This is a genomic window from Streptomyces sp. NPDC031064 (assembly GCF_055570965.1).
Genome location: NZ_JBVIGF010000001.1, coordinates 1394173 through 1414000 on the forward strand (window position 1 = coordinate 1394173; position 19828 = coordinate 1414000).

Genomic DNA, 19828 nt, shown 5'->3' on the forward strand with positions numbered 1-19828 from the left:
GCTCGGCCCGCTGGCAATTGCTCGGCAGGCATCACCCTGGCTCCACGACTGCGGCAGGCCGAACCAGCGCCGACCGGCGCCGTATCGACCGGCCTCACCCTCGTAACCGTTGACGACGCTCTGATACGGCCCCTCGTCCCCACGCACCGCTGGACCAGCGTCACCCACCTGACGCTCCGTCGGAACCAGCGTCAAATGAGCGGGAGGCGGTTACCCATAAGCTGTCCGGACCGAGGAGAGTGCGTCGATCATCTCGCGAGACGCCCACGAAGCCCCAGGTCAAGCCCACTCCTCGGTACCAGGACACGTTCCACGTCGTGCATTTCGGGAAACACGTCGAGCGTACCAGGACGCGCCTGAGCGGCCTACGAAAACCTCAGGTCAGGAGCCCTTCGCAGCCGGCTCCAGAATCGCCACGCACTCCACGTGGTGCGTCATCGGGAACAGGTCGAACGCCCGCAGCGTGCGCACCCGGTAGCCGGCCTCCGCGAAGTAGGCCAGGTCGCGGGCGAGGGCGGCCGGGTCGCAGGCGACGTAGGCGATGCGGCGGGCGGCGAGGCCGGCGAGGTGGCGGACCGTTTGCTTGCCGGCGCCCGCGCGGGGCGGGTCGAGGACGATGAGGTCGACCTCGGTGATGCCGGTGCGCGGGAGGGCCTGCTCGACCTTGCCCTGCTCGATGCGGACCCGGTCGAAGTGCTGGAGGTTGTGGCGGGCGTCCTCCACCGCGCGCTTGCCCGACTCGATGCCGAGCACGGCGCCCTTGTCGCCCACGCGGTCGGCGAGGGCGCCGGCGAAGAGGCCGACGCCGCAGTAGAGGTCCAGGGCCGTGTCGCCCTTGCGGGGCAGGAGGCCCTGCATGACGGCGCGGACCAGGGTGTCGGCGGCCTTGGGGTGGACCTGCCAGAAGCCGCCGTTGCCCACGCGGTACGTGCGGTCGTCGGCGCGCTCGCGCACGAAGGGGCGCCCGTGGACGCGGTGCACTCCCCCGTCCTCGGCGACGCGGAGGACCGAGACCGGCTTGTCGAGTTCGACGATCGGGAGGCGGGCGCCCGGGCGGGGGGTGAGGACGACCTGGCGGTCCTGCGAGCCGGTGGCGGCGACGGCGTCGATCGAGGCCATCCCGGACCAGTTGCGCTTCTCGATGCCCAGCTCGGTGACGCCGGGCGCCGCGATCAGGCAGCGGTCGATCGGCTGGACCTCGTGCGAGCGGTGCTTGCGCAGCCCCGCGTGGCCCTCGGCGTCCACGGCGTACTGGACGCGCGTGCGCCAGGCCGGTACCTCCCCGGCCGGGACCTTGTCGCCCTCGGCCGGCATGACCGTGCCGTCCCAGCCGGCCTCCTCGGGCGTCAGGCCGGCGAGCCGCTTGAGCTGCTCGGCGATGACCTCGCCCTTCAGGCGGCGCTGGGCGCCGGGCTTGGCGTGCTGCCAGTCGCAGCCGCCGCACTTGCCGGGTCCGGCGTACGGGCAGGGCGCCTCGACCCGGTCCTTGGAGGCGTCCAGGACGCGGACGGCGTCGGCGCGCAGGAAGCGGGAGTCCGCGGACCCCTCCGTGACGCGGACGACGACCTTCTCGCCGGGCAGCGCGTGCCGGACGAACAGCACGCGGCCCTCGTCGGTCCGGGCGATGCAGTGGCCGCCATGCGCGACGGGGCCGACCTCGACCTCGTACTCCTCCCCGACGAGGGAGGACTCGGGTGCGTTTGGCATGACGGGGTGACTCCAGGGAGTGAGACGGGGGCTGCCAGGCGGCAGCCCACCAGTCTACGTGCCCACAAGCGTGCCGAAGGTCAGCTCTTGGCCGTCGGTTCCTTGGGGCGCTCGACGGCCGGGCCGCGGCGCACCGAACCGGGCGCGTTCCACTCCTGGCGCTTCTTCTCCCGCTTCTTCGCCACCTCGGAGGACTGGAGCTGGTACGGGACCGAGGTCACCATCACGCCCGGGGTGAACAGCAGCCGGCCCTTGAGGCGCAGCGCGCTCTGGTTGTGCAGCAGGTGCTCGTACCAGTGGCCCACCACGTACTCGGGGATGATCACGCTGACCACGTCGCGCGGGCTCTCGCGGCGGATGCCCTTGACGTACTCGACAACCGGCCGGGTGATCTCACGGTACGGCGAGTCGAGGATCTTCAGCGGCACGTTGATGCCGCGCCGCTCCCACTCCGCCTTGAGCGCCTTGGTCTCGGCCGGGTCGACGTTGATGCTGAGCGCCTCCAGCTTGTGGGAGCGCATGAGCTGGGCGTACGCGACGGCCCGCAGCGTCGGCCGGTGGACCTTGGAGACCAGGACGATGGAGTGGACGCGCGACGGCCGGACGGTGTCGTCGCTCGGCTCGTCGGGGGCGGAGATCTCGTCGGCGACCCGGTCGTAGTGCTTCCGGATCGCGGTCATCGTCCCGTAGAAGATGACCATGCCGAGCAGCGCGACCCAGGCGCCGTGCGTGAACTTGGTGGCCAGCACGACGACCAGGACCAGGCCGGTGAAGAAGGCGCCGAAGGTGTTGATCGCGCGGGAGCGGATCATGCGGCGGCGGACGGCGGGGTCGCGCTCGGTCTTCAGGTGGCGGTTCCAGTGCCGCACCATGCCGGTCTGGCTGAGCGTGAAGGAGACGAAGACGCCGACGATGTAGAGCTGGATCAGCTTGGTGGAGTCCGCCCCGTACATCCACACCAGCAGCATGGCGGCCCCGGCCAGGAGCACGATGCCGTTGGAGAACGCCAGCCGGTCGCCGCGCGTGTGCAACTGGCGCGGCAGGTAGCGGTCCTGGGCGAGGATCGAGCCGAGGAGCGGGAAGCCGTTGTACGCGGTGTTCGCGGCGAGGAACAGCACGAGCGCGGTGGCGGCGGCGAGCACGACGAAGAAGAAGGTGCCCTCGCCGAAGACGGCGGCCGCGACCTGGGAGATCACGGGGTTCTGGACGTAGCCCTCGCCGACCGGGACGCCGTTGCGCAGCAGGTCGTGGGCCGGCGTCTCGGCCATCTTCACGTCCGTGGCCATGGCCAGGCCGATGATGCCGCAGAACATGGTGACGGCGAAGGCACCCATGAGGGCGAGGGTGGTCGCGGCGTTCCTGCTCTTGGGCTTGCGGAAGGCCGGGACGCCGTTGCTGATCGCCTCGACGCCGGTGAGCGCGGCGCAGCCGGAGGAGAAGGCGCGCAGGAGCAGGAAGACCAGGGCCAGACCGGCGAGGCCCTCGTGCTCGGGCCGGATCTCGAAGTCGGCGGTCGGGGCCCTCATGGTCTCGTCGAGGACGAGTCCCTTGAACGCGCCCCACGCGATCATGCTGAAGACGCCGACGACGAACACATAGGTGGGAATCGCGAAGAGCTTCCCCGATTCCTTCACACCCCGGAGGTTCATGAGGGTGAGGAGCAGGATTATCGCTATGGCGGAGAAGACCTTGTGCTCGACGACGAACGGAATGGCCGAACCGAGGTTCTCCACTCCGGAGGAGATGGAGACGGCCACGGTGAGCACGTAGTCGACGAGGAGCGCGCTGGCGACGGTGAGGCCGGCTTTGGGACCGAGGTTGGTATTGGCGACCTCGTAGTCCCCGCCGCCGCTGGGGTAGGCGTGGACGTTCTGCCGGTAGGAGGCGACCACCGTGAACATCAGGACCACGACGGCGGCCGCGATCCAGGGGCTGAACTGGTAGGCCGACACACCCGCGATGGAGAGGACCAGCAGCACTTCTCCCGGCGCGTACGCCACCGAGGAAAGCGGGTCGGACGCGAAGACGGGGAGTGCGATGCGTTTGGGGAGAAGGGTCTCGCCAAGCCTGTCGCTGCGCAGCGCCCGGCCGATCAGAATCCGTTTGGGCACGTCGGTCAGTTTGGACACGCACAGGATCGTATGCGTTCGAAATTGGCCCCGCCCACCAACCACCCGCCGTTGCGCCGGAAACTTGCGTTCCCTTAACGCGGACGGCACGGGAAACCGTGAAAACTGTGACGTATGCCACCGACTCGCCGGTTTGTACGCTGGTTCGCTGCCGTCCGGGGCGGCCCGCCACGTGGCCGGTTCGCCGGAGCGCGGAGCCGCGGCCCGAGAGACGCGTCGGCGGAGCGCGGAGCCGCGGCCCGACGGACGCGTCGGCCGCCTCGGATGAGGGCAACACGGTGGTGGCGGCATAAGCTCGTCTCGGGCAACACCGCACGCAGGCTGAGAGAGAAGAGTGAGCAGGGTGTTTTCGCAGGTCAGCAAGATGACCAGGAGTGCGGGGTAAGCGGACGTGCACATCGTCATCATGGGCTGCGGGCGAGTGGGAGCCGCACTCGCGCAGACCCTGGAACAGCAGGGACACACGGTCGCCGTCGTCGACCAGGACCCGACGGCATTCCGGCGCCTGGGCTCCGGCTTCGGCGGACGTCGCGTCACGGGTGTCGGGTTCGACCAGGACACCCTGCGTGAGGCCGGGATCGAGGAAGCTGGGGCGTTCGCCGCGGTGAGCAGCGGCGACAACTCCAACATCATCGCGGCGCGGGTGGCCCGCGAGATGTTCGGCATCGAGAACGTCGCCGCCCGGATCTACGACCCGCGGCGCGCCGAGGTGTACCAGCGCCTGGGCATTCCGACGGTCGCCACCGTGCGCTGGACCGCCGACCAGATGCTGCGGCGGCTGCTGCCGTCCGGCGCCGAGCCGCTGTGGCGGGACCCGAGCGGCGGTGTCCAGCTCGCCGAGGTGCACACGTCCCCGTCGTGGATCGGGCACAAGGTCAGCCGGCTCCAGGAGGAGACGGGCGTACGCGTCGCCTTCCTCACCCGGCTGGGCGAGGCGGTTCTGCCGACATCGCAGACGGTGCTGCAGGAGGGCGACCTGGTGCACGTGATGATGCGTACGGACGAGATCGAGAAGGTCGAGGCGGCGTTCGCCGAGGGCCCTGAGGAGGGCGGTCACTGATGCGGGTCGCTATTGCGGGCGCCGGCGCGGTGGGCCGTTCCATCGCGGGTGAGCTGCTGGAGAACGGGCACGAGGTGCTCCTCATCGACAAGGCGCCGACCGCGATCTCGGTGGAGCGGGTGCCGCAGGCCGAGTGGCTGCTGGCGGACGCGTGCGAGATCACCTCACTGGACGAGGCCGCGCTTCAGCGCTGCAACGTGGTCATCGCGGCGACCGGCGACGACAAGGTGAACCTCGTCGTCTCGCTGCTCGCGAAGACCGAGTACGGGGTCCCCCGGGTGGTGGCCCGGGTGAACAACCCGAAGAACGAGTGGCTCTTCAACGAGGCCTGGGGCGTCGACGTCGCGGTTTCCACGCCGCGCCTGATGTCGGCGCTGGTGGAGGAGGCGGTGAGCGTCGGCGACCTGGTCCGGCTGCTGCGCTTCAGCCACGGCGACGCGAACCTCGTGGAGCTCACGCTCCCGCCGGAGTCGGCGGTGGCCGGTACGTCGGTGGGCGACGTGGCCTGGCCGCAGGACACCTCGCTGGTCACGATCATCCGCGGCTCGCGCGTCCTGACGCCGAGCGCGGAGGAGACCCTGGAGGCCGGCGACGAGCTGCTCTTCGTCGCGGCCCAGGCCCGCGAGGAGCAGTTGGAGGACCTCCTCTCGGTACGCCGCGAGGACGCCGCCGGCTGATCCGGTACGTGAACGATCGAGGGGCTCGGGACCACTGTCTGGTCCCGAGCCCCTCTTCGTACGCCGTGAGCCCTGAAGGGCTCACCGATTCCGCCGCCGGTTCGGTCGGTCCGGTCGGTTCCGTCGGGCCAGGACCCCTTGAGCGGTACGGGCACGGGGGCGCCGCTCCGGGCACGCCCCCGCCCGGGGCGGCGGGGGCGTCAGGCCTCGCCGCGGTGGGGCTGGGGCTGGGCCGCTTGCGCGGCGGCAGCGGCCTTGCGTTCCTTTTCGGCGCGCTCCTCCGCCTCCATCTCCGCGAAGACGTCGATCGGCGGCGGCGCCTTGGCCAGGAAGACCCACGTCAGGTAGACCGCGAGCAGGAAGGGCGGGATCTTCAGGGTCACCAGCACCCAGCCGAGCTGGGTGGTGTCCGCCCACCAGTACAGCGGGAAGAGGATCGCGCACTTGCCGAGCAGAATCAGGCCCCAGGCCCAGCTCGCCTTGGCGTACGCCTTCTTGCGGCCGGGGTTACGGGTGCGCCAGGAGAGGTTCTCCTTGAAGACCGGGCCGAGGATCAGGCCGATCAGCGGGACGCCCGCCAGCGTGGTGGCGATGTACGCGATGCCCAGGCCCAGCGTGTAGAGCATGCCCGGCAGGTAGAAGTCCTTGGCGTTGCCGGTCATCATCGCGAAGACCACGCCGAAGGCGACGCCGAAGACGCCGCTGAAGGCATGCTTCACGGTGTCGCGGCGGATCAGGCGGACCGCGACCAGCAGCAGGGACACGCCCAGCGCCGCGATGGCCGAGAGGTGCAGGTCCTTGTTGATCGTGTAGATCGTGACGAAGAGCAGGCCGGGGAGCACTGTCTCCACCAGGCCTCGTACTCCGCCGAAGGCTTCGAACAGGGCCGCTTCCGTCACGGCCTTCGAGTCGTGGGCGCCCTGGGGGCCGTCAGTGGCGTCCTGGTCGCTGGTGGTCGGCTTGTCGAGTGACGTCACCGGCTACTCCTGTCCGAGCGGTCGGAGCTCGTATTTGGGATTGAAGAGCACCCTGCGGCCGTGACTCATGCAGATGCGGCCGGAGGCGATGAGCTTGCGGCCCGGCTCTATGCCCACGATGGAGCGCCGGCCCAGCCACACCACGTCCAGCGGCGCGGTGCCGTCGAACAGCTCCGCCTCCAGTGCGGGAACGCCGGCCCGCGGGCGCAGGGTGACCGTCCGCAAGGTACCAGTCACCTTGACGATCTGCCGGTCGCCGCAGTCCGAGATACGGATGCACCCCGAAGCCTGCGTGTCCTCCCGCAGCTCCTCCGATTCCAGCTCGCCCTGGGAGCTGGACAGCCGGTCGAGCATCCGGCGGAAGCGGCCGGTCTGCTTCTCGGTACGTGGTGCAGCACTCATACAGAAAGCGTACCGGCCGCCACCGACAGGGGAATCAGCGCTCGAAGCGGTATCCCATGCCGGGCTCGGTGATGAAGTGCTCGGGGTGCGAGGGGTCCGCCTCCAGCTTCCGGCGCAGTTGGGCCATGTAGACCCGGAGGTAGTTGGTCTCCGTGCCGTACGACGGCCCCCACACCTCCTGGAGCAACTGCTTCTGGCTGACGAGCCGGCCGCCGTTGCGTACGAGCACCTCCAGCAGGTGCCACTCCGTGGGCGTCAGCCGGACGTCCCGCCCGTCGCGCTGGACCTTCTTCGCCGCGAGGTCCACCGTGAACCCCCGCGTCTCGACGACGATCGTGCCGTCGTCGCCGCCCACGGGCTCGGCCCGGCGCACGGCGGCGCGCAGCCGCGCGAGCAGCTCGTCCATGCCGAAGGGCTTGGTGACGTAGTCGTCGGCGCCGGCGTCCAGGGCCTCGACCTTCTCGTCGGAGGTCTGGCGCGCGGAGAGCACCAGGATGGGTACGCGGGTCCAGCCACGCAGCCCCTTGATCACCTCGACGCCGTCCATGTCGGGCAGACCGAGGTCGAGGATGACGACGTCGGGGTGGCGGCCGGCGGCCAGTTCGAGCGCCGTGGCGCCGTCGGTCGCCGCGTCGACCTCGTACTTCCGTGCCTTCAGGTTGATCACGAGGGCGCGTACGATCTGCGGCTCGTCGTCGACCACGAGCACCCGCGTCATGAGGGGCCTGCTTTCTCCAGGGAGGGGGCTTCGGGAACTTCGGAGGCGGCGGCCGGGGTGGCCGCCTTGAGGGTGAGGACCATCGTCAGGCCGCCGCCGGGTGTGTCCTCGGCCGTGATCGTGCCGCCCATCGCCTCCACGAACCCGCGCGCGACGGCGAGGCCGAGGCCCACACCGGCCCCGCGCGGGGCGTCGCCGTGGCGCTGGAAGGGGGCGAAGATGCGGTCCTTGGCCTCGTCGGGCACGCCGGTGCCCCGGTCCACCACGCGCAGCTCGACCCGGTCGGCCATGGCGCTGGCGGACACCAGGACCGGCGTGGCGTCGGGGCTGTACTTGACGGCGTTCTCGACGACGTTGGCCACGGCCCGCTCCAGCAGCCCCTTGTCGACCTCGACCATGGGCAGGCTCTCGGGGATGTCCAGCTCGGCGCTGCCGTCCGGTACGCCGCCGAGCGCCATGGGGACGACCTCGTCGAGGTCGATCGCCCGGATCAGCGGGGTGACCGTGCCGGTCTGGAGGCGGGACATGTCGAGGAGGTTGCCGACCAGGTGATCGAGGCGGTCGGCGCCCGCCTCGATGCCCTCCAGCAGCTCGGCGCGGTCCTCCTCGGACCATTCCACGTCGTCCGAGCGCAGGGAGCTGACGGCGGCCTTGATCCCGGCGAGCGGGGTACGGAGGTCATGGCTGACGGCCGCCAGCAGTGACGTGCGGATCTTGTTGCCCTCGGCGAGCTTGCGGGCCTCCTCGGCCTCGCCGACGAGCCGCTGCCGGTCCAGGACCACGGCGGCCTGGGCGGCGAAGGCGCCCAGCACCCGGCGGTCCTCGGCGGGCAGGACCCGGCCGGAGAGCGCGAGCGCCATGTGGTCGCCGACCGGCATGTCGACGTCCGCGTCCTCGGGGCGCGCCACGGGCCGGCGCCCGACGCTGCCCGCCCGGGTCCACGGCTCGATGTCGCTCTCGCGCTCCAGCAGCGCGACGGACTCCATGGAGAACGTCTCGCGGACCCGCTCCAGCAGGGCGTCCAGCGCGGTCTCCCCGCGCAGCACGCTGCCGGCCAGGAACGACAGCACCTCGGACTCGGCGCGCAGCCGGGCGGCCTGGTGGGTGCGGCGCGCGGCCAGGTCGACGACGGAGGCGACCGCGACGGCGACTCCGAAGAAGACGGCGATCGCGACGATGTTCCTCGGGTCGTGGATGGTGAACCGGTACAGGGGCGGGGCGAAGAACCAGTTCAGCAGGAGGGAGCCGAAGGCTGCGGAGGCCAGGGACGGGACCAGGCCGCCGAGCAGCGCGGACGTCACGGTCAGCGACAGGAACAACAGCATGTTGTTGGCGATGCCGAGGTCCGCGTCGACGTGGGTGAGCAGCAGGGTGAGCAGGGCGGGGCCGGCGACGCCGGTGAGCCAGCCCCAGATGATCCGGGAGCGGCCGAGGCGGGCGCCGCGCGCGACGGGCAGGCCCCGGCCCCGGGCGACCTCCTCGTGGGTGACGATGTGGACGTCCAGGTCGGGTCCGGACTCACGGGCGACGGTGGCGCCGACGCCCGGCCCGAACACGTACTGCCACGCCTTGCGGCGGCTGGAGCCGAGCACGATCTGGGTGGCGTTGACCCCGCGCGCGAACTCCAGCAGCGCGGACGGTATGTCGTCGCCTATGACGTGGTGGAAGGAGCCGCCGAGGTCCTCGACCAGGGTGCGCTGGACGGCCAGCTCCTTGGGGGACGCGGACGTCAGGCCGTCGCTGCGGGCGATGTAGACGGCGAGGATCTCGCTGCCGGAGCCCTTGGCGGCCATCCGGGCGGCGCGGCGGATGAGGGTGCGTCCCTCGGGGCCGCCGGTGAGGCCGACGACGATGCGCTCGCGGGCCTGCCAGGTGGTGCGGATGTTGTGCTCGCCCCGGTACTGCTGGAGGTATTCGTCGACCCGGTCGGCGGTCCACAGCAGGGCCAGCTCGCGCAGTGCGGTGAGGTTGCCGGGGCGGAAGTAGTTGGAGAGGGCCGCGTCGACCTTGTCGGGCTTGTAGATGTTGCCGTGCGCCATACGGCGGCGCAGCGCCTGCGGCGACATGTCGACGAGCTCGATCTGGTCGGCCCGGCGGACCACCTCGTCGGGGACCGTCTCCTGCTGCCGTACGCCGGTTATGGACTCGACGACGTCGCCGAGCGACTCCAGGTGCTGGATGTTGACGGTGGAGATGACGTCGATGCCGGCGGCGAGCAGCTCCTCCACGTCCTGCCAGCGCTTGGCGTTGCGCGAGCCCGGGACGTTGGTGTGGGCGAGCTCGTCGACGAGCGCCACGGCGGGCCGGCGCTCCAGGACGGCGTCGATGTCCATCTCGGTGAAGGTGGCGCCGCGGTAGGCCAGCTCCTTGAGCGGTATCTGTTCGAGGCCGTGCAGCATCACCTCCGTACGGGGGCGGTCGTAGTGCTCGACGAAGGCGATGGCGCAGTCGGTGCCGCGCTCGACGCGGCGGTGTGCCTCGGAGAGCATCGCGTACGTCTTGCCGACGCCCGGTGCCGCACCGAGGTAGATCCGAAGCTTGCCGCGTCCCATGGCCTCATTGTCGTGTTTGTTCGTTCGATTGCCTGTGCGTAGACCTTACGACCAGGGGCATGGGCAAACCGGACGCGGAGGTCGGTTCCCGGGCGTCTTGACGGGATTCTGATGCGCCCAGGGCCCGCCCGGGCCGGTGGTTCAGTGCTCGGTCAGCTCGCCGTCGCTCAGCTCCAGGACCCGGTCCGCGAGGCCCAGGAGCTGGGCGTCGTGCGTGGCCACGAGGGCGGTGACGCCCTCGCTGCGTACGACCGCGCGCAGCAGCTCCATCACCGCGAGGCCGGTCTCGGCGTCGAGCTGACCGGTCGGCTCGTCGGCTATCAGCAGCGCCGGCCTGTTGGCCAGGGCGCGGGCTATCGCGACGCGCTGCTGCTGGCCGCCGGACAGCTCGCCGGGGCGCTGTGCCGCGTGGTCGGCGAGGCCGACGAGGGCGAGCAGCAGCTCGACGCGCTCCTCGCGCTCGCGCGGATCGGCCTTGCGCAGCCGCAGCGGTACGCCGACGTTCTCGGCGGCCGTCAGGATCGGGATCAGCCCGAACGCCTGGAAGATGAACCCGATCCGGTCGCGGCGCAGCTCCAGCAGCCCGTTCTCACCGAGGCCGGCGAGGTCGGTGCCGTCGACGGTGATCCTCCCCCGGTCGGGCGTGTCCAGGCCGCCGACCAGGTTGAGCAGCGTGGTCTTGCCGGAGCCGGAGCGGCCCTTGAGGGCGACGAGCTCGCCGTGCGGTATCTCGAAGGAGACGCCCCGCAGCGCGTGGACGGCGGCGGCTCCCGTCCCGTACGACCGGTGCACGTTCTCCACGCGCACCATGGGCGCGCGGTCCTCGGCGACGGCCGTGGCGGCGCCTTCCCCGCTGTGCTGCTCGGACATCGGTTCTCCCCCCGTCACTGTGCGCGTTCAGTATGTGCGGGGCCGAATGCGACCCGCAACGCCTGTGGAAAACCGCCCGTGGAATGCGCGGTGGGCCGCACCCCGTCGTACGGGATACGGCCCACGAACTGCGAAAAGTCCGCGTCAGCGCACCTCGGTGATCTCCGGGCCCCGCTGGAGCTGGCCCATGCCGCCCGAGAAGCGCGACGTCTCCTGGTCCTCCTGCTGAACGCCCTCGGGCACCATCTGCGCGTCGTTCGGCAGCTTCAGGACGATCGGGTCGCGCGGCGCCATCGGCCCCTCGCCCCGTACGACGACGGTGTCCCGGAAGATCTGCTCCAGCAGGCCCGCGGCCTCCGGCTGCACCGCGCCCTGCCCGGAGATGACCCCGCGCAGGAACCAGCGGGGGCCGTCCACGCCGACGAACCGCACGAGCTGCACACCGCCGGTGCCGTCCGGCAGCTTGACCGGGACCTGGGCGCGCAGCTCCCAGCCGAGGGGGCCCTCGACCTCGTCGATGACACCGCCCTGCTGGGTGATGCCCGAGGCGATCTCCTCGCGGACCTCGCCCCAGATGCCCTCCTTCTTGGGGGCGGCGAAGGCCTGCAACTGGATGGCGCTGTCGCGCAGCACCACGGTCGCCGCGACGATCGCGTCGCCCGCGACCTCCACGCGCAGCTCCATGCCCTCGACCCCGGGCACGAACATGCCGCCCAGGTCGACCCGGCCCTCTTCCGGCCTGGAGACCTCCGAGATGTCCCAGGGGCCGTCGGGCCGGGGCGCCGGCGGAAGGTTCACCCGGCGCGGCTCGCTGTCCGCCGCGTCCTCAGTGCCGACCTCGTCGACGACCTGCTCGGCCTCGCCCGCTGCGTCCGCAGCGGCACCGCTCTTCTTGCGACGTCCGAACACGTCACTGTCCTTCCCGGTCGGATACGACCGAAGCGTATCGATTCCCACCCGTCCAGCCCTCCGTGGCGGCATGGCCGCCGGTGGACCCGAAGCCCCCCTCGGCCCGCGCCGAGCCGGGAAGCTCCGCCACCTCGTGGAAGCGGACCTTCTCGACTTGCTGAACGACCAGTTGGGCGATCCGGTCGAACCGTTCGAACCGCACGCTCTCGCGCGGGTCGAGGTTGACCACGATCACCTTGATCTCCCCACGGTACCCGGCATCCACCGTCCCTGGGGCATTCACGAGGGCTACTCCGCACCGGGCCGCCAGCCCCGAGCGGGGGTGCACGAAGGCCGCGTACCCGTCCGGCAAGGCGATCGACACCCCGGTGGGCAGGATCGCGCGCTCGCCGGGGGCCAGCACGGCGGCCTCGGTGGTGACGAGATCGGCGCCCGCGTCGCCCGGGTGCCCGTACGACGGGATCGGCACCTCCGGGTCCACGCGGCGGATCAGGACGTCGACAGGGTTACGCATCAGGGGTTCACCTCGAAGGCGCGTGCGCGCCGGACCTGGTCGGGGTCGGCCATCGCCGCCTGGATCTCCTCCGGGCGGCCGTTGTCGATGAAGTGATCGACCTTGACTTCGATGAAGAGGGCGTCGGCGCGGACCGCGACGGGCCCCTCGGGCCCGCCGATCCTGCCCGTCGCCGTGCAGTAGATCTTCCGGCCGTGTACGGCGGTGACCTCGGCCTGGAGGTGCAGCACCGTGCCGACCGGCACCGGGCGCACGAAGTCGGTCTCCAGCCGGCCGGTCACCGCGATGACCCGCAGCAGCCAGTTCAGCGAGCCGAGGGTCTCGTCGAGCGCGGTGGCGAGGATGCCGCCGTGGGCGAGGCCGGGGGCGCCCTGGTGGTCGGTCGTGACGGTGAACTCGGCCGTGACGCTCACGCCTTCGCCTGCCCTGGCCTCCACGTGCAGCCCGTGGGGCTGGCCGCCGCCGCAGCCGAAGCAGTGCTCGTAGTGGGCCCCCAGCAGCTCACCCGGGGCGGGCGCGTCGGGGTGCCGTACCGGCGGTATGGCCTCGGCGGGGGGCGTCAGTGCAGTGCTCACAGCGGGAGACCTTACCCGCGCGGCGGACCACCGGTCGCGCCGTGCCAAGCTTGGGTGTATGCAGCCTTCCGCATCTGCTTCCGTCCCGGCCTCCGCGCCCCGGTACGACGAACGTCTCACCGCTCCCCGCTCCTGGTGGCTGCTGGCCGCCCTGACGGCCGTATCGGGCGGGCTGATCATGCTGCCGCTGGGCACGCTGCCCATGCTGGGCGGGCTGATCCTCGCGGGTGCGCTGGCGTCGATGGCGGTCAGTTCGTACGGCTCGGCCCGCGTCCGGGTGGTGGCGGGCTCGCTGGTCGCCGGGGACGCCCGCATTCCGGTGTCGGCGCTGGGTGAGCCGGAGGTGCTGGACGCCGAGGAGGCGCGCGCCTGGCGGACGTACAAGGCGGACACGCGCGCGTACATGCTGATGCGGGGCTACATCCCGGGGGCGGTGCGGGTCGAGGTCACCGACCCGGCGGACCCGACGCCGTACGTGTACCTCTCCAGCCGCGACCCGGAGGCCCTGGCGGCGGCGCTGACCGACGTGCGGGCGGCGCGGCCCGAGGGCCCCGGAAAGGCCTAGAAGCCGATCTCCTTGGGGTTCTCCGGCTGGTCCAGCGGGGGCAACTGGGGAAGGGCGTCCCAGGGCACCTGGCGGCTGCGGAGGTCCTCGCGGATGCGTTCGGCGAGCTTCTTGGTGTCGCGCCGGTTCATGACGGCGCCCACGGCCGCTCCGACCATGAACGGCATGAGGTTCGGCAGGTTGCGCACCATGCGTTTCATGATCTGCTGGCGCAGTTCGCGCTTCATCCGGCCGCCGAGGGCGGCGTTGATGGTGGTGGGCTTGGTGACGTCGATGCCGCGCTCCTCCGTCCAGGAGGTCAGGTACGCGGTGGCGCGCTCTTTGAGGTTGCCCGGGGGCCGCTGGCCGTAGACCTCGTGGAGCTCGGCGATGAGCTTGAGCTCGATCGCCGCGACGCCCGTGATCTCGGCGGCCAGTTCGGCCGGCATCGCGGGTGGTACGGGGAGCATGGCGGCCGCGCCGACGCCGGCGCCCACGGTGGAGGTGGCGTTGGCCGCGCCCGCGATCAGCTTGTCCGCGAGCTGCTCGGGGGTGAGTCCCGGGAACTGCGCGCGCAGCGTGGCCAGGTCCCGGACGGGAACGCGTGGGGCGTTCTCGATGAGCCGGTCGGCGAGGTGGGCGATGCCCGCCCTGGCGCCCTCCCGGCCCTTGCGTACGCCACGCCTGACGGCGTCCAGGCGCCGTCCCTTGGGTGTGGGCGTATCGGCCTGTGTACCGGCTGTCCCGGCCTGCTCGGCCGGCGTCCCCGCCCTTGCGGCTGCCGCGAGCGAGGCCGAGGGGCCTCGCTCGTCGTCACGCGTGCCGGGGGAGGGCAGGAGGGCGGAGTGCTCGGCGGGCGCGTCGTGGGCGCCTGGTGCCGGGCCTGTGCCGCCCTGGTACGCCTCCGGCTTCCTGTGGAGCCGGAAGCGTCGCTTCCGAGACGGGGTGTCGCCTGCCACGGCCGACGGACCTCAGTCGCAGTCTCGGCAGATCGGCTGGCCGTTCTTCTCGCGGGCGAGCTGACTGCGGTGGTGGACCAGGAAGCAGCTCATGCAGGTGAACTCGTCCGCCTGCTTGGGCAGCACCCGGACGGCCAGCTCCTCGTTCGAGAGGTCCGCGCCGGGCAGCTCCAGGCCCTCGGCCGCCTCGAACTCGTCGACGTCGACGGTCGAGGTCGACTTGTCGTTGCGCCGGGCCTTCAGCTCTTCAAGGCTGTCCGAGTCGACGTCGTCGTCGGTCTTGCGTGGGGTGTCGTAATCCGTTGCCATGTCGCTCTCCCCCTCTGGGTGGTTGCGGTGTCTCCAGCGCACGTAACGCGTGAGAGGCCGGACTTGTGCCCGACCTGAGGCGGAGATTTTGCCTCACATCAAGGTCTGTTACTCAATCGACACCCAACCGGACCCCTCGAGAGTGATCGGGTTTGGATGGCGAACGGGACCGTACACGGTCCGGAAGCCGCGCCTCGAAGGCGCCACCCCGTGTACTTCCCGTGATCCGACCCCCTGGAAACCCGGACTTTTCCTGGTTTTCCGGGGGAATTCTTGATCACGGAGAGTAGATGGCCGGAAACGTTCCCTTGTGATCGATCACACACGGAACTCCCGGGAACAGGTCACGAAAATTCCGCGCAAAGCGAACACGATGACGGTCTCGACCGGCGTGTCACAACGGAAGTGTGACGCGCATGACGAGGCCGCCGCCCTCGCGGGGCTCCGCGATGATACGGCCCCCGTGGGCCCTCGCGACGGACCGGGCGATCGAAAGACCAAGTCCGACCCCCTTGTCACTGCCCGTGCGCTCCTGTCGCAGGCGCCTGAACGGCTCGAAGAGGTTGTCGATCTCGTAAGCGGGAACCACGGGTCCCGTGTTCGAAACCACCAGCACCGCCTGCCCCGCCTGCGTCTCGGTGGTGACCTCCACCCAGCCGTCGTCCACGTTGTAGCGGACGGCGTTCTGCACCAGGTTCAGGGCGATCCGCTCCAGCAGGACGCCATTGCCCTGGACGACGGCCGGGGCCCGCTCGCCACGGATCTCCACGCCCTTCGCCTCGGCCTCGGCCCGGGTCTGGTCGATGGCCCGCGAGGCGACCTCCGCGAGGTCCACGGGCTTGCGCTCGACGATCTCGTTGTCGCTGCGGGCCAGCAGCAGCAGGCCCTCCACGAGCTGCTCGCTGCGCTCGTTGGTGGCCAGCAGCGTCTTGCCGAGCTGCTGGAGCTCGACGGGCGCCCCGGGGTCGGAGAGGTGGACCTCCAGCAGGGTGCGGTTGATCGCCAGCGGCGTGCGCAGCTCGTGCGAGGCGTTGGCGACGAACCGCTGCTGCGCGGTGAACGCCCGCTCCAGCCGGTCCAGCATGTCGTCGAAGGTGTCCGCCAGCTCCTTGAGCTCGTCGTCCGGGCCGTCCAGCTCGATCCGGCGGGACAGGTCCGTGCCGGCCACGTTGCGGGCGGTACGGGTGATCCGGCCCAGCGGGGACAGGACGCGGCCCGCCATCGCGTACCCGAAGGCGAAGGCGATGACGCTCAGGCCCAGCAGGGCGAAGAGCGAACGGCGCAGCAGGTCGTCCAGGGCGTGCTGGCGCTGTTCGTTGACGCAGGCGTTCATCGCCCGGTTGAACTCGTCGGGTCCGGCCTCGACGGGGAAGTTGCAGACGTTGCTGGTCACCTGACCGTTTACGATCTTGAACGGCAGCTCGCTGCCGATGTGGAGGGCCTGGGCGGCCAGCAGGTAGATGATCGACAGCAGCAGGATGCCGGCGATCAGGAACATCCCGCCGTACAGCAGCGTGAGCCGTATCCGGATCGTCGGACGCAGCCAGGGGCGGACGGGCTCCCTGGGGTCCCAGGTGGGCTTCGGGGGCGCCTGCGGTGGCGCGGGGGTCGCGGCCACGGGGTCAGATCCGGTAGCCGGAACCCGGCACCGTGACGATCACCGGAGGCTCGCCGAGCTTGCGGCGGAGGGTCATCACGGTGACGCGCACGACGTTGGTGAACGGGTCGGTGTTCTCGTCCCAGGCCTTCTCCAGCAACTGCTCCGCCGAGACGACCGCGCCCTCGCTGCGCATCAGGACCTCCAGGACCGCGAACTCCTTCGGCGCCAACTGGATCTCCTTGCCGTCCCGGAACACTTCGCGCCGGTTGGGGTCGAGCTTGATCCCGGCCCGCTCCAGGACGGGCGGCAGCGGGACCGTCGTACGCCGGCCCAGTGCCCGTACGCGGGCGGTGAGCTCGCTGAACGCGAACGGCTTGGGAAGGTAGTCGTCGGCGCCGATCTCCAGGCCCTCCACGCGGTCGCTGACGTCACCCGAGGCGGTCAGCATCAGGACGCGGGTGGGCATGCCCAGATCGACGATCTTGCGGCAGACGTCGTCCCCGTGGACCAGGGGCAGGTCTCGGTCGAGGACGACCACGTCGTAGTCGTTGACGCCGATGCGTTCCAGGGCGGCCGCCCCGTCGTACACGACGTCGACGGCCATGGCCTCCCGGCGCAGACCGGTGGCCACCGCATCGGCGAGCAGTTGCTCGTCCTCGACGACGAGTACGCGCACGGCGTTGTTCCTTCCTCCGAGCCCGGTTCCGGGCGGGTCTGTCGCACTGACTGTGCGTATCCATCCTGCCCCTTACGCGCGTAAACCGGCTGTAAGGCGGCCTGCGGCCGCCCGGGGGCCCGGTGCGGTGCTCCGGGAATCAACGGAATTCACGGACGAGTTGAGGTTTCCGTGAGGAAGCCTCTGGGGAGGACGACTGCACACCCGAGATCACGCCCCGTATGTGGCGCGCCACAAACCGCTCTGTCCCCAGAGGTGCAGCGCGTGATCGACCGACAACCCTCGGCACACCCCCGTGCCACCGACCCATGACGAGGGGGCGCACGATGGACGCTTTCACCGCAGGACTGCTGCAGCGCATAAGGGCCACGGAGACCGACCTCACTCGGGCTCGCGAGACGGGAGACGACTTCCTGGCCGACGTCGAGCAGGCTGAGCTCGACGACCTGCACCGCCTGGCGGCGGAACACGGCGTGGAGATCACCACCGCGAACGCCTGACCTGAACGGGGCACGGGCCCCGGTGTCCCGCGGAACATCCGCCGCGGAACACCGGGGTCTTTCGTTTGCCGTACGGGATGTGCCGGTACGGGTGCCCAGCCCGCTGGCCCTGGCCCCGGAGGGCCTGGCCCGCGCCTAGTCGTGCCAGGCGCCGAAGTCCTCCAGGAGCACCTGGAGCGGCTCGAAGACCCCCGGCGTCGCCGCCACCGTCAGCTCGCCCGACGGCGGCGCGCCCGGCCGGCCGCCGGTCAGGGCGCCGGCCTCGCGGGCGATCAGGGCCCCGGCCGCCAGGTCCCAGGGGCTGAGCCCGCGCTCGTAGTACCCGTCCAGGCGGCCGGCGGCGACGTCGCAGAGGTCGATCGCGGCGGAGCCGCTGCGGCGGATGTCCCGCAGCAGGGGGATCAGGCGGTGGGCCACGTCGGCCTGGTGGGCGCGGACCGCGGCCACGTAGTTGAAGCCCGTCGAGACCAGGGCCTGGTCCAGCGGCGGAGCGGGCCGGCAGCGGACGGGGCGGTCGTTCAGGAACGCGCCGCCGCCCAGCACCGCGCGGAACGTCTCGCCGCGCATCGGGGCCTCGACGACCCCGACGAGGGTCTCGCCGTCCCGCTCGGCGGCGATGGACACGGCCCACGTCGGCAGGCCGTACAGGTAGTTCACCGTGCCGTCCAGCGGGTCCACGACCCAGCGGACGCCGCTGCTGCCCTCCGTGGCGGCGCCCTCCTCGCCGAGGAGCCCGTCGTCGGGGCGGTGCTCGGCGAGGAAGGCGGTGATCAGCTTCTCGGCGGCGATGTCCATCTCGGTGACCACGTCGATGGGGCTCGACTTGGTCGCCGCGACGCCCAGGTCGGCCGGGCGGCCGTCGCGCAGCAGCGCACCGGCCCGGCGCCCGGCCTCCAGGGCCAGTTCCAGCAGCTCGGTCAGGAGCGGGTCACGCGGGTCGGTCACTGGGTCTCCTCACGCGTACGGGTCACTGCTGTCTCCTCACGCGCACGGGTCACTGCTCGTCCCTCACGCGTACGGGCTGTCGGCGCCGGCCGCCGCGGGCCGCTCGGTGCGGGCCGGGCAGCAGCCGATCGGGCACAGGTCGTGCGACGCGCCCAGGGCACCCAGCGCGCACCGCTCCACCACCTTGCCCCGCTCGGCCGCCGCGCGCTCCAGGACCAGGTCCCGGACGGCGGCCGCGAACCGGGGGTCGTCGCCCACCGTCGCCGACCGGCGCACCGGGAGGCCCAGCTCGGCGGCCTTGGCGGTGGCCTCGGTGTCCAGGTCGTACAGGACCTCCATGTGGTCCGAGACGAACCCGATCGGGACCATGACGACCGCCGGTGCCCCGGCGCCGTGCAGCGCCTCCAGGTGGTCGCAGATGTCGGGCTCCAGCCACGGGATGTGCGGCGCCCCGCTGCGCGACTGGTAGACCAGCTCCCAGGGGTGCTCGACGCCCGTCTCGTCCCGTACCGCGTCGGCGATGAGCCGGGCGACATCCAGGTGCTGCCTGACGTACGCGCCGCCCTCGCCGTGCTCCTCGACCGGCCCGGAGGTGTCGGCGGCGGAGGTGGGGATCGAGTGCGTGGTGAACGCGAGGTGCGCGCCCGCGCGGATGGACTCGTCGAGCTCGGCGAGCGACTTCAGGACGCCGTCGACCATGGGCCGGACGAAGCCGGGGTGGTTGAAGTAGTGCCGCAGCTTGTCGACCCGGGGCAGCGGCATGCCCTCCGCTTCCAGCGTGGCCAGGGCGTCCGCCAGGTTCTCCCGGTACTGGCGGCAGCCGGAGTACGAGGCGTACGCGCTGGTGGCGAGGACGGCGATGTGGCGGCGGCCATCGGTCACCATTTCGCGCAGCGTGTCGGTGAGGTACGGCGCCCAGTTCCGGTTTCCCCAGTACACGGGCAGGTCGAGGCCCGCGTCCGCGAAGTCCTTGCGCAGTGCGGCGAGCAGCGCGCGGTTCTGGTCGTTGATCGGGCTGACCCCGCCGAAGAGGAAGTAGTGCCGGCCCACTTCCTTGAGGCGTTCCTTGGGGATGCCCCGGCCCCGCGTCACGTTCTCCAGGAACGGGACCACGTCGTCGGGACCCTCGGGCCCGCCGAAGGAGAGCAGGAGCAGGGCGTCGTACGGGGCTGGATCGCGCTGATCGGCCATGGCATCGGACATGG

General features: G+C 71.2%; 20 protein-coding genes. 4 read left to right on the top strand and 16 right to left on the bottom strand.

Features of this window, described 5'->3' with window-relative positions; genetic code table 11:
• Positions 1–381: 381 nt before the first annotated feature.
• Together ACZ46W_RS05880 and ACZ46W_RS05885 are read right to left on the bottom strand one after the other, a co-directional pair.
• Complete coding sequence (locus ACZ46W_RS05880; RefSeq protein ID WP_468331884.1) at positions 382–1707, bottom strand: class I SAM-dependent RNA methyltransferase; 1326 nt, start codon at positions 1705–1707, stop codon at positions 382–384.
• An 80-nt stretch (positions 1708–1787) separates the two neighbouring features.
• Complete coding sequence (locus ACZ46W_RS05885) at positions 1788–3836, bottom strand: APC family permease (protein WP_468331887.1); 2049 nt, start codon at positions 3834–3836, stop codon at positions 1788–1790.
• 391 nt (positions 3837–4227) lie between these two features.
• Between ACZ46W_RS05885 and ACZ46W_RS05890 the strand changes: the two genes are divergently transcribed.
• On the top strand, positions 4228–4896 hold the full coding sequence (locus ACZ46W_RS05890; RefSeq protein WP_064071475.1) for a potassium channel family protein: 669 nt from the start codon (positions 4228–4230) through the stop codon (positions 4894–4896).
• Positions 4896–5573, top strand: a complete 678-nt coding sequence (locus tag ACZ46W_RS05895; protein ID WP_468331891.1) for a potassium channel family protein — start codon at positions 4896–4898, stop codon at positions 5571–5573. Before ACZ46W_RS05890 ends, ACZ46W_RS05895 begins: the two co-directional genes overlap by 1 nt.
• 200 nt (positions 5574–5773) lie before the next feature.
• On the opposite strand, the gene ACZ46W_RS05900 is transcribed toward ACZ46W_RS05895, so the two are convergent.
• From ACZ46W_RS05900 to ACZ46W_RS05935, 8 genes are all read right to left on the bottom strand, one after another.
• The gene (locus ACZ46W_RS05900) at positions 5774–6550 is read right to left on the bottom strand and encodes a DUF3159 domain-containing protein (RefSeq protein WP_468331894.1); all 777 of its coding nucleotides are present in this window, start codon (positions 6548–6550) and stop codon (positions 5774–5776) included.
• A gap of 3 nt (positions 6551–6553) precedes the next feature.
• The gene (locus ACZ46W_RS05905; RefSeq protein WP_468331897.1) at positions 6554–6952 is read right to left on the bottom strand and encodes an OB-fold nucleic acid binding domain-containing protein; all 399 of its coding nucleotides are present in this window, start codon (positions 6950–6952) and stop codon (positions 6554–6556) included.
• A 34-nt stretch (positions 6953–6986) separates the two neighbouring features.
• Complete coding sequence (locus tag ACZ46W_RS05910; RefSeq protein ID WP_468331900.1) at positions 6987–7670, bottom strand: response regulator; 684 nt, start codon at positions 7668–7670, stop codon at positions 6987–6989.
• Entirely contained in the window at positions 7667–10222 is a 2556-nt protein-coding gene (locus ACZ46W_RS05915; protein WP_468331903.1) for a DUF4118 domain-containing protein, read from the bottom strand. The genes ACZ46W_RS05910 and ACZ46W_RS05915 overlap by 4 nt, the downstream gene beginning before the upstream one ends.
• A 141-nt stretch (positions 10223–10363) precedes the next feature.
• Positions 10364–11092: an ABC transporter ATP-binding protein gene (locus tag ACZ46W_RS05920; RefSeq protein ID WP_468331906.1), complete on the bottom strand. Its 729-nt coding sequence runs from the start codon at positions 11090–11092 to the stop codon at positions 10364–10366.
• 144 nt (positions 11093–11236) lie between these two features.
• Positions 11237–12001 carry a DUF3710 domain-containing protein gene (locus tag ACZ46W_RS05925; RefSeq protein WP_468331909.1) on the bottom strand — a complete coding sequence of 255 codons (765 nt, stop codon included), beginning with the start codon at positions 11999–12001 and terminating at the stop codon, positions 11237–11239.
• 1 nt (position 12002) lies between these two features.
• Entirely contained in the window at positions 12003–12515 is a 513-nt protein-coding gene (gene dut, locus ACZ46W_RS05930; protein WP_366129740.1) for a dUTP diphosphatase, read from the bottom strand.
• Entirely contained in the window at positions 12515–13090 is a 576-nt protein-coding gene (locus ACZ46W_RS05935; RefSeq protein WP_366129739.1) for a PaaI family thioesterase, read from the bottom strand. Before ACZ46W_RS05935 ends, dut begins: the two co-directional genes overlap by 1 nt.
• 58 nt (positions 13091–13148) lie before the next feature.
• On the opposite strand from ACZ46W_RS05935, the gene ACZ46W_RS05940 reads away from it, so the two are divergent.
• Positions 13149–13655 (top strand): DUF3093 domain-containing protein, encoded by a 507-nt coding sequence (locus ACZ46W_RS05940; RefSeq protein ID WP_468331914.1) that lies wholly within the window; start codon positions 13149–13151, stop codon positions 13653–13655.
• On the opposite strand, the gene ACZ46W_RS05945 is transcribed toward ACZ46W_RS05940, so the two are convergent.
• The 4 genes from ACZ46W_RS05945 to ACZ46W_RS05960 form a co-directional block, all read right to left on the bottom strand.
• Positions 13652–14593 carry a hypothetical protein gene (locus ACZ46W_RS05945; RefSeq protein WP_468331917.1) on the bottom strand — a complete coding sequence of 314 codons (942 nt, stop codon included), beginning with the start codon at positions 14591–14593 and terminating at the stop codon, positions 13652–13654. The genes ACZ46W_RS05940 and ACZ46W_RS05945 overlap by 4 nt on opposite strands.
• 12 nt (positions 14594–14605) lie before the next feature.
• Positions 14606–14902, bottom strand: coding sequence for a DUF4193 domain-containing protein (locus ACZ46W_RS05950; RefSeq protein ID WP_003955561.1), 297 nt, complete (start codon positions 14900–14902; stop codon positions 14606–14608).
• Positions 14903–15296: 394 nt separating this feature from the next.
• Positions 15297–16520: a sensor histidine kinase gene (locus ACZ46W_RS05955; RefSeq protein WP_468331920.1), complete on the bottom strand. Its 1224-nt coding sequence runs from the start codon at positions 16518–16520 to the stop codon at positions 15297–15299.
• 4 nt (positions 16521–16524) lie between these two features.
• A complete protein-coding gene (locus ACZ46W_RS05960; RefSeq protein WP_073755389.1) occupies positions 16525–17178 on the bottom strand; it encodes a response regulator transcription factor in 654 nt (217 codons plus the stop codon).
• Positions 17179–17504: 326 nt separating this feature from the next.
• Between ACZ46W_RS05960 and ACZ46W_RS05965 the strand changes: the two genes are divergently transcribed.
• Positions 17505–17678 carry a hypothetical protein gene (locus ACZ46W_RS05965; RefSeq protein ID WP_366129735.1) on the top strand — a complete coding sequence of 58 codons (174 nt, stop codon included), beginning with the start codon at positions 17505–17507 and terminating at the stop codon, positions 17676–17678.
• Between the two features lie 135 nt (positions 17679–17813).
• Here the strand turns inward: ACZ46W_RS05965 and ACZ46W_RS05970 are convergent, their stop codons facing one another.
• Complete coding sequence (locus tag ACZ46W_RS05970) at positions 17814–18623, bottom strand: inositol monophosphatase family protein (protein WP_468331925.1); 810 nt, start codon at positions 18621–18623, stop codon at positions 17814–17816.
• A gap of 63 nt (positions 18624–18686) precedes the next feature.
• Complete coding sequence (locus ACZ46W_RS05975) at positions 18687–19814, bottom strand: ferrochelatase (protein WP_468332479.1); 1128 nt, start codon at positions 19812–19814, stop codon at positions 18687–18689.
• Between the last annotated feature and the right edge of the window lie 14 nt (positions 19815–19828).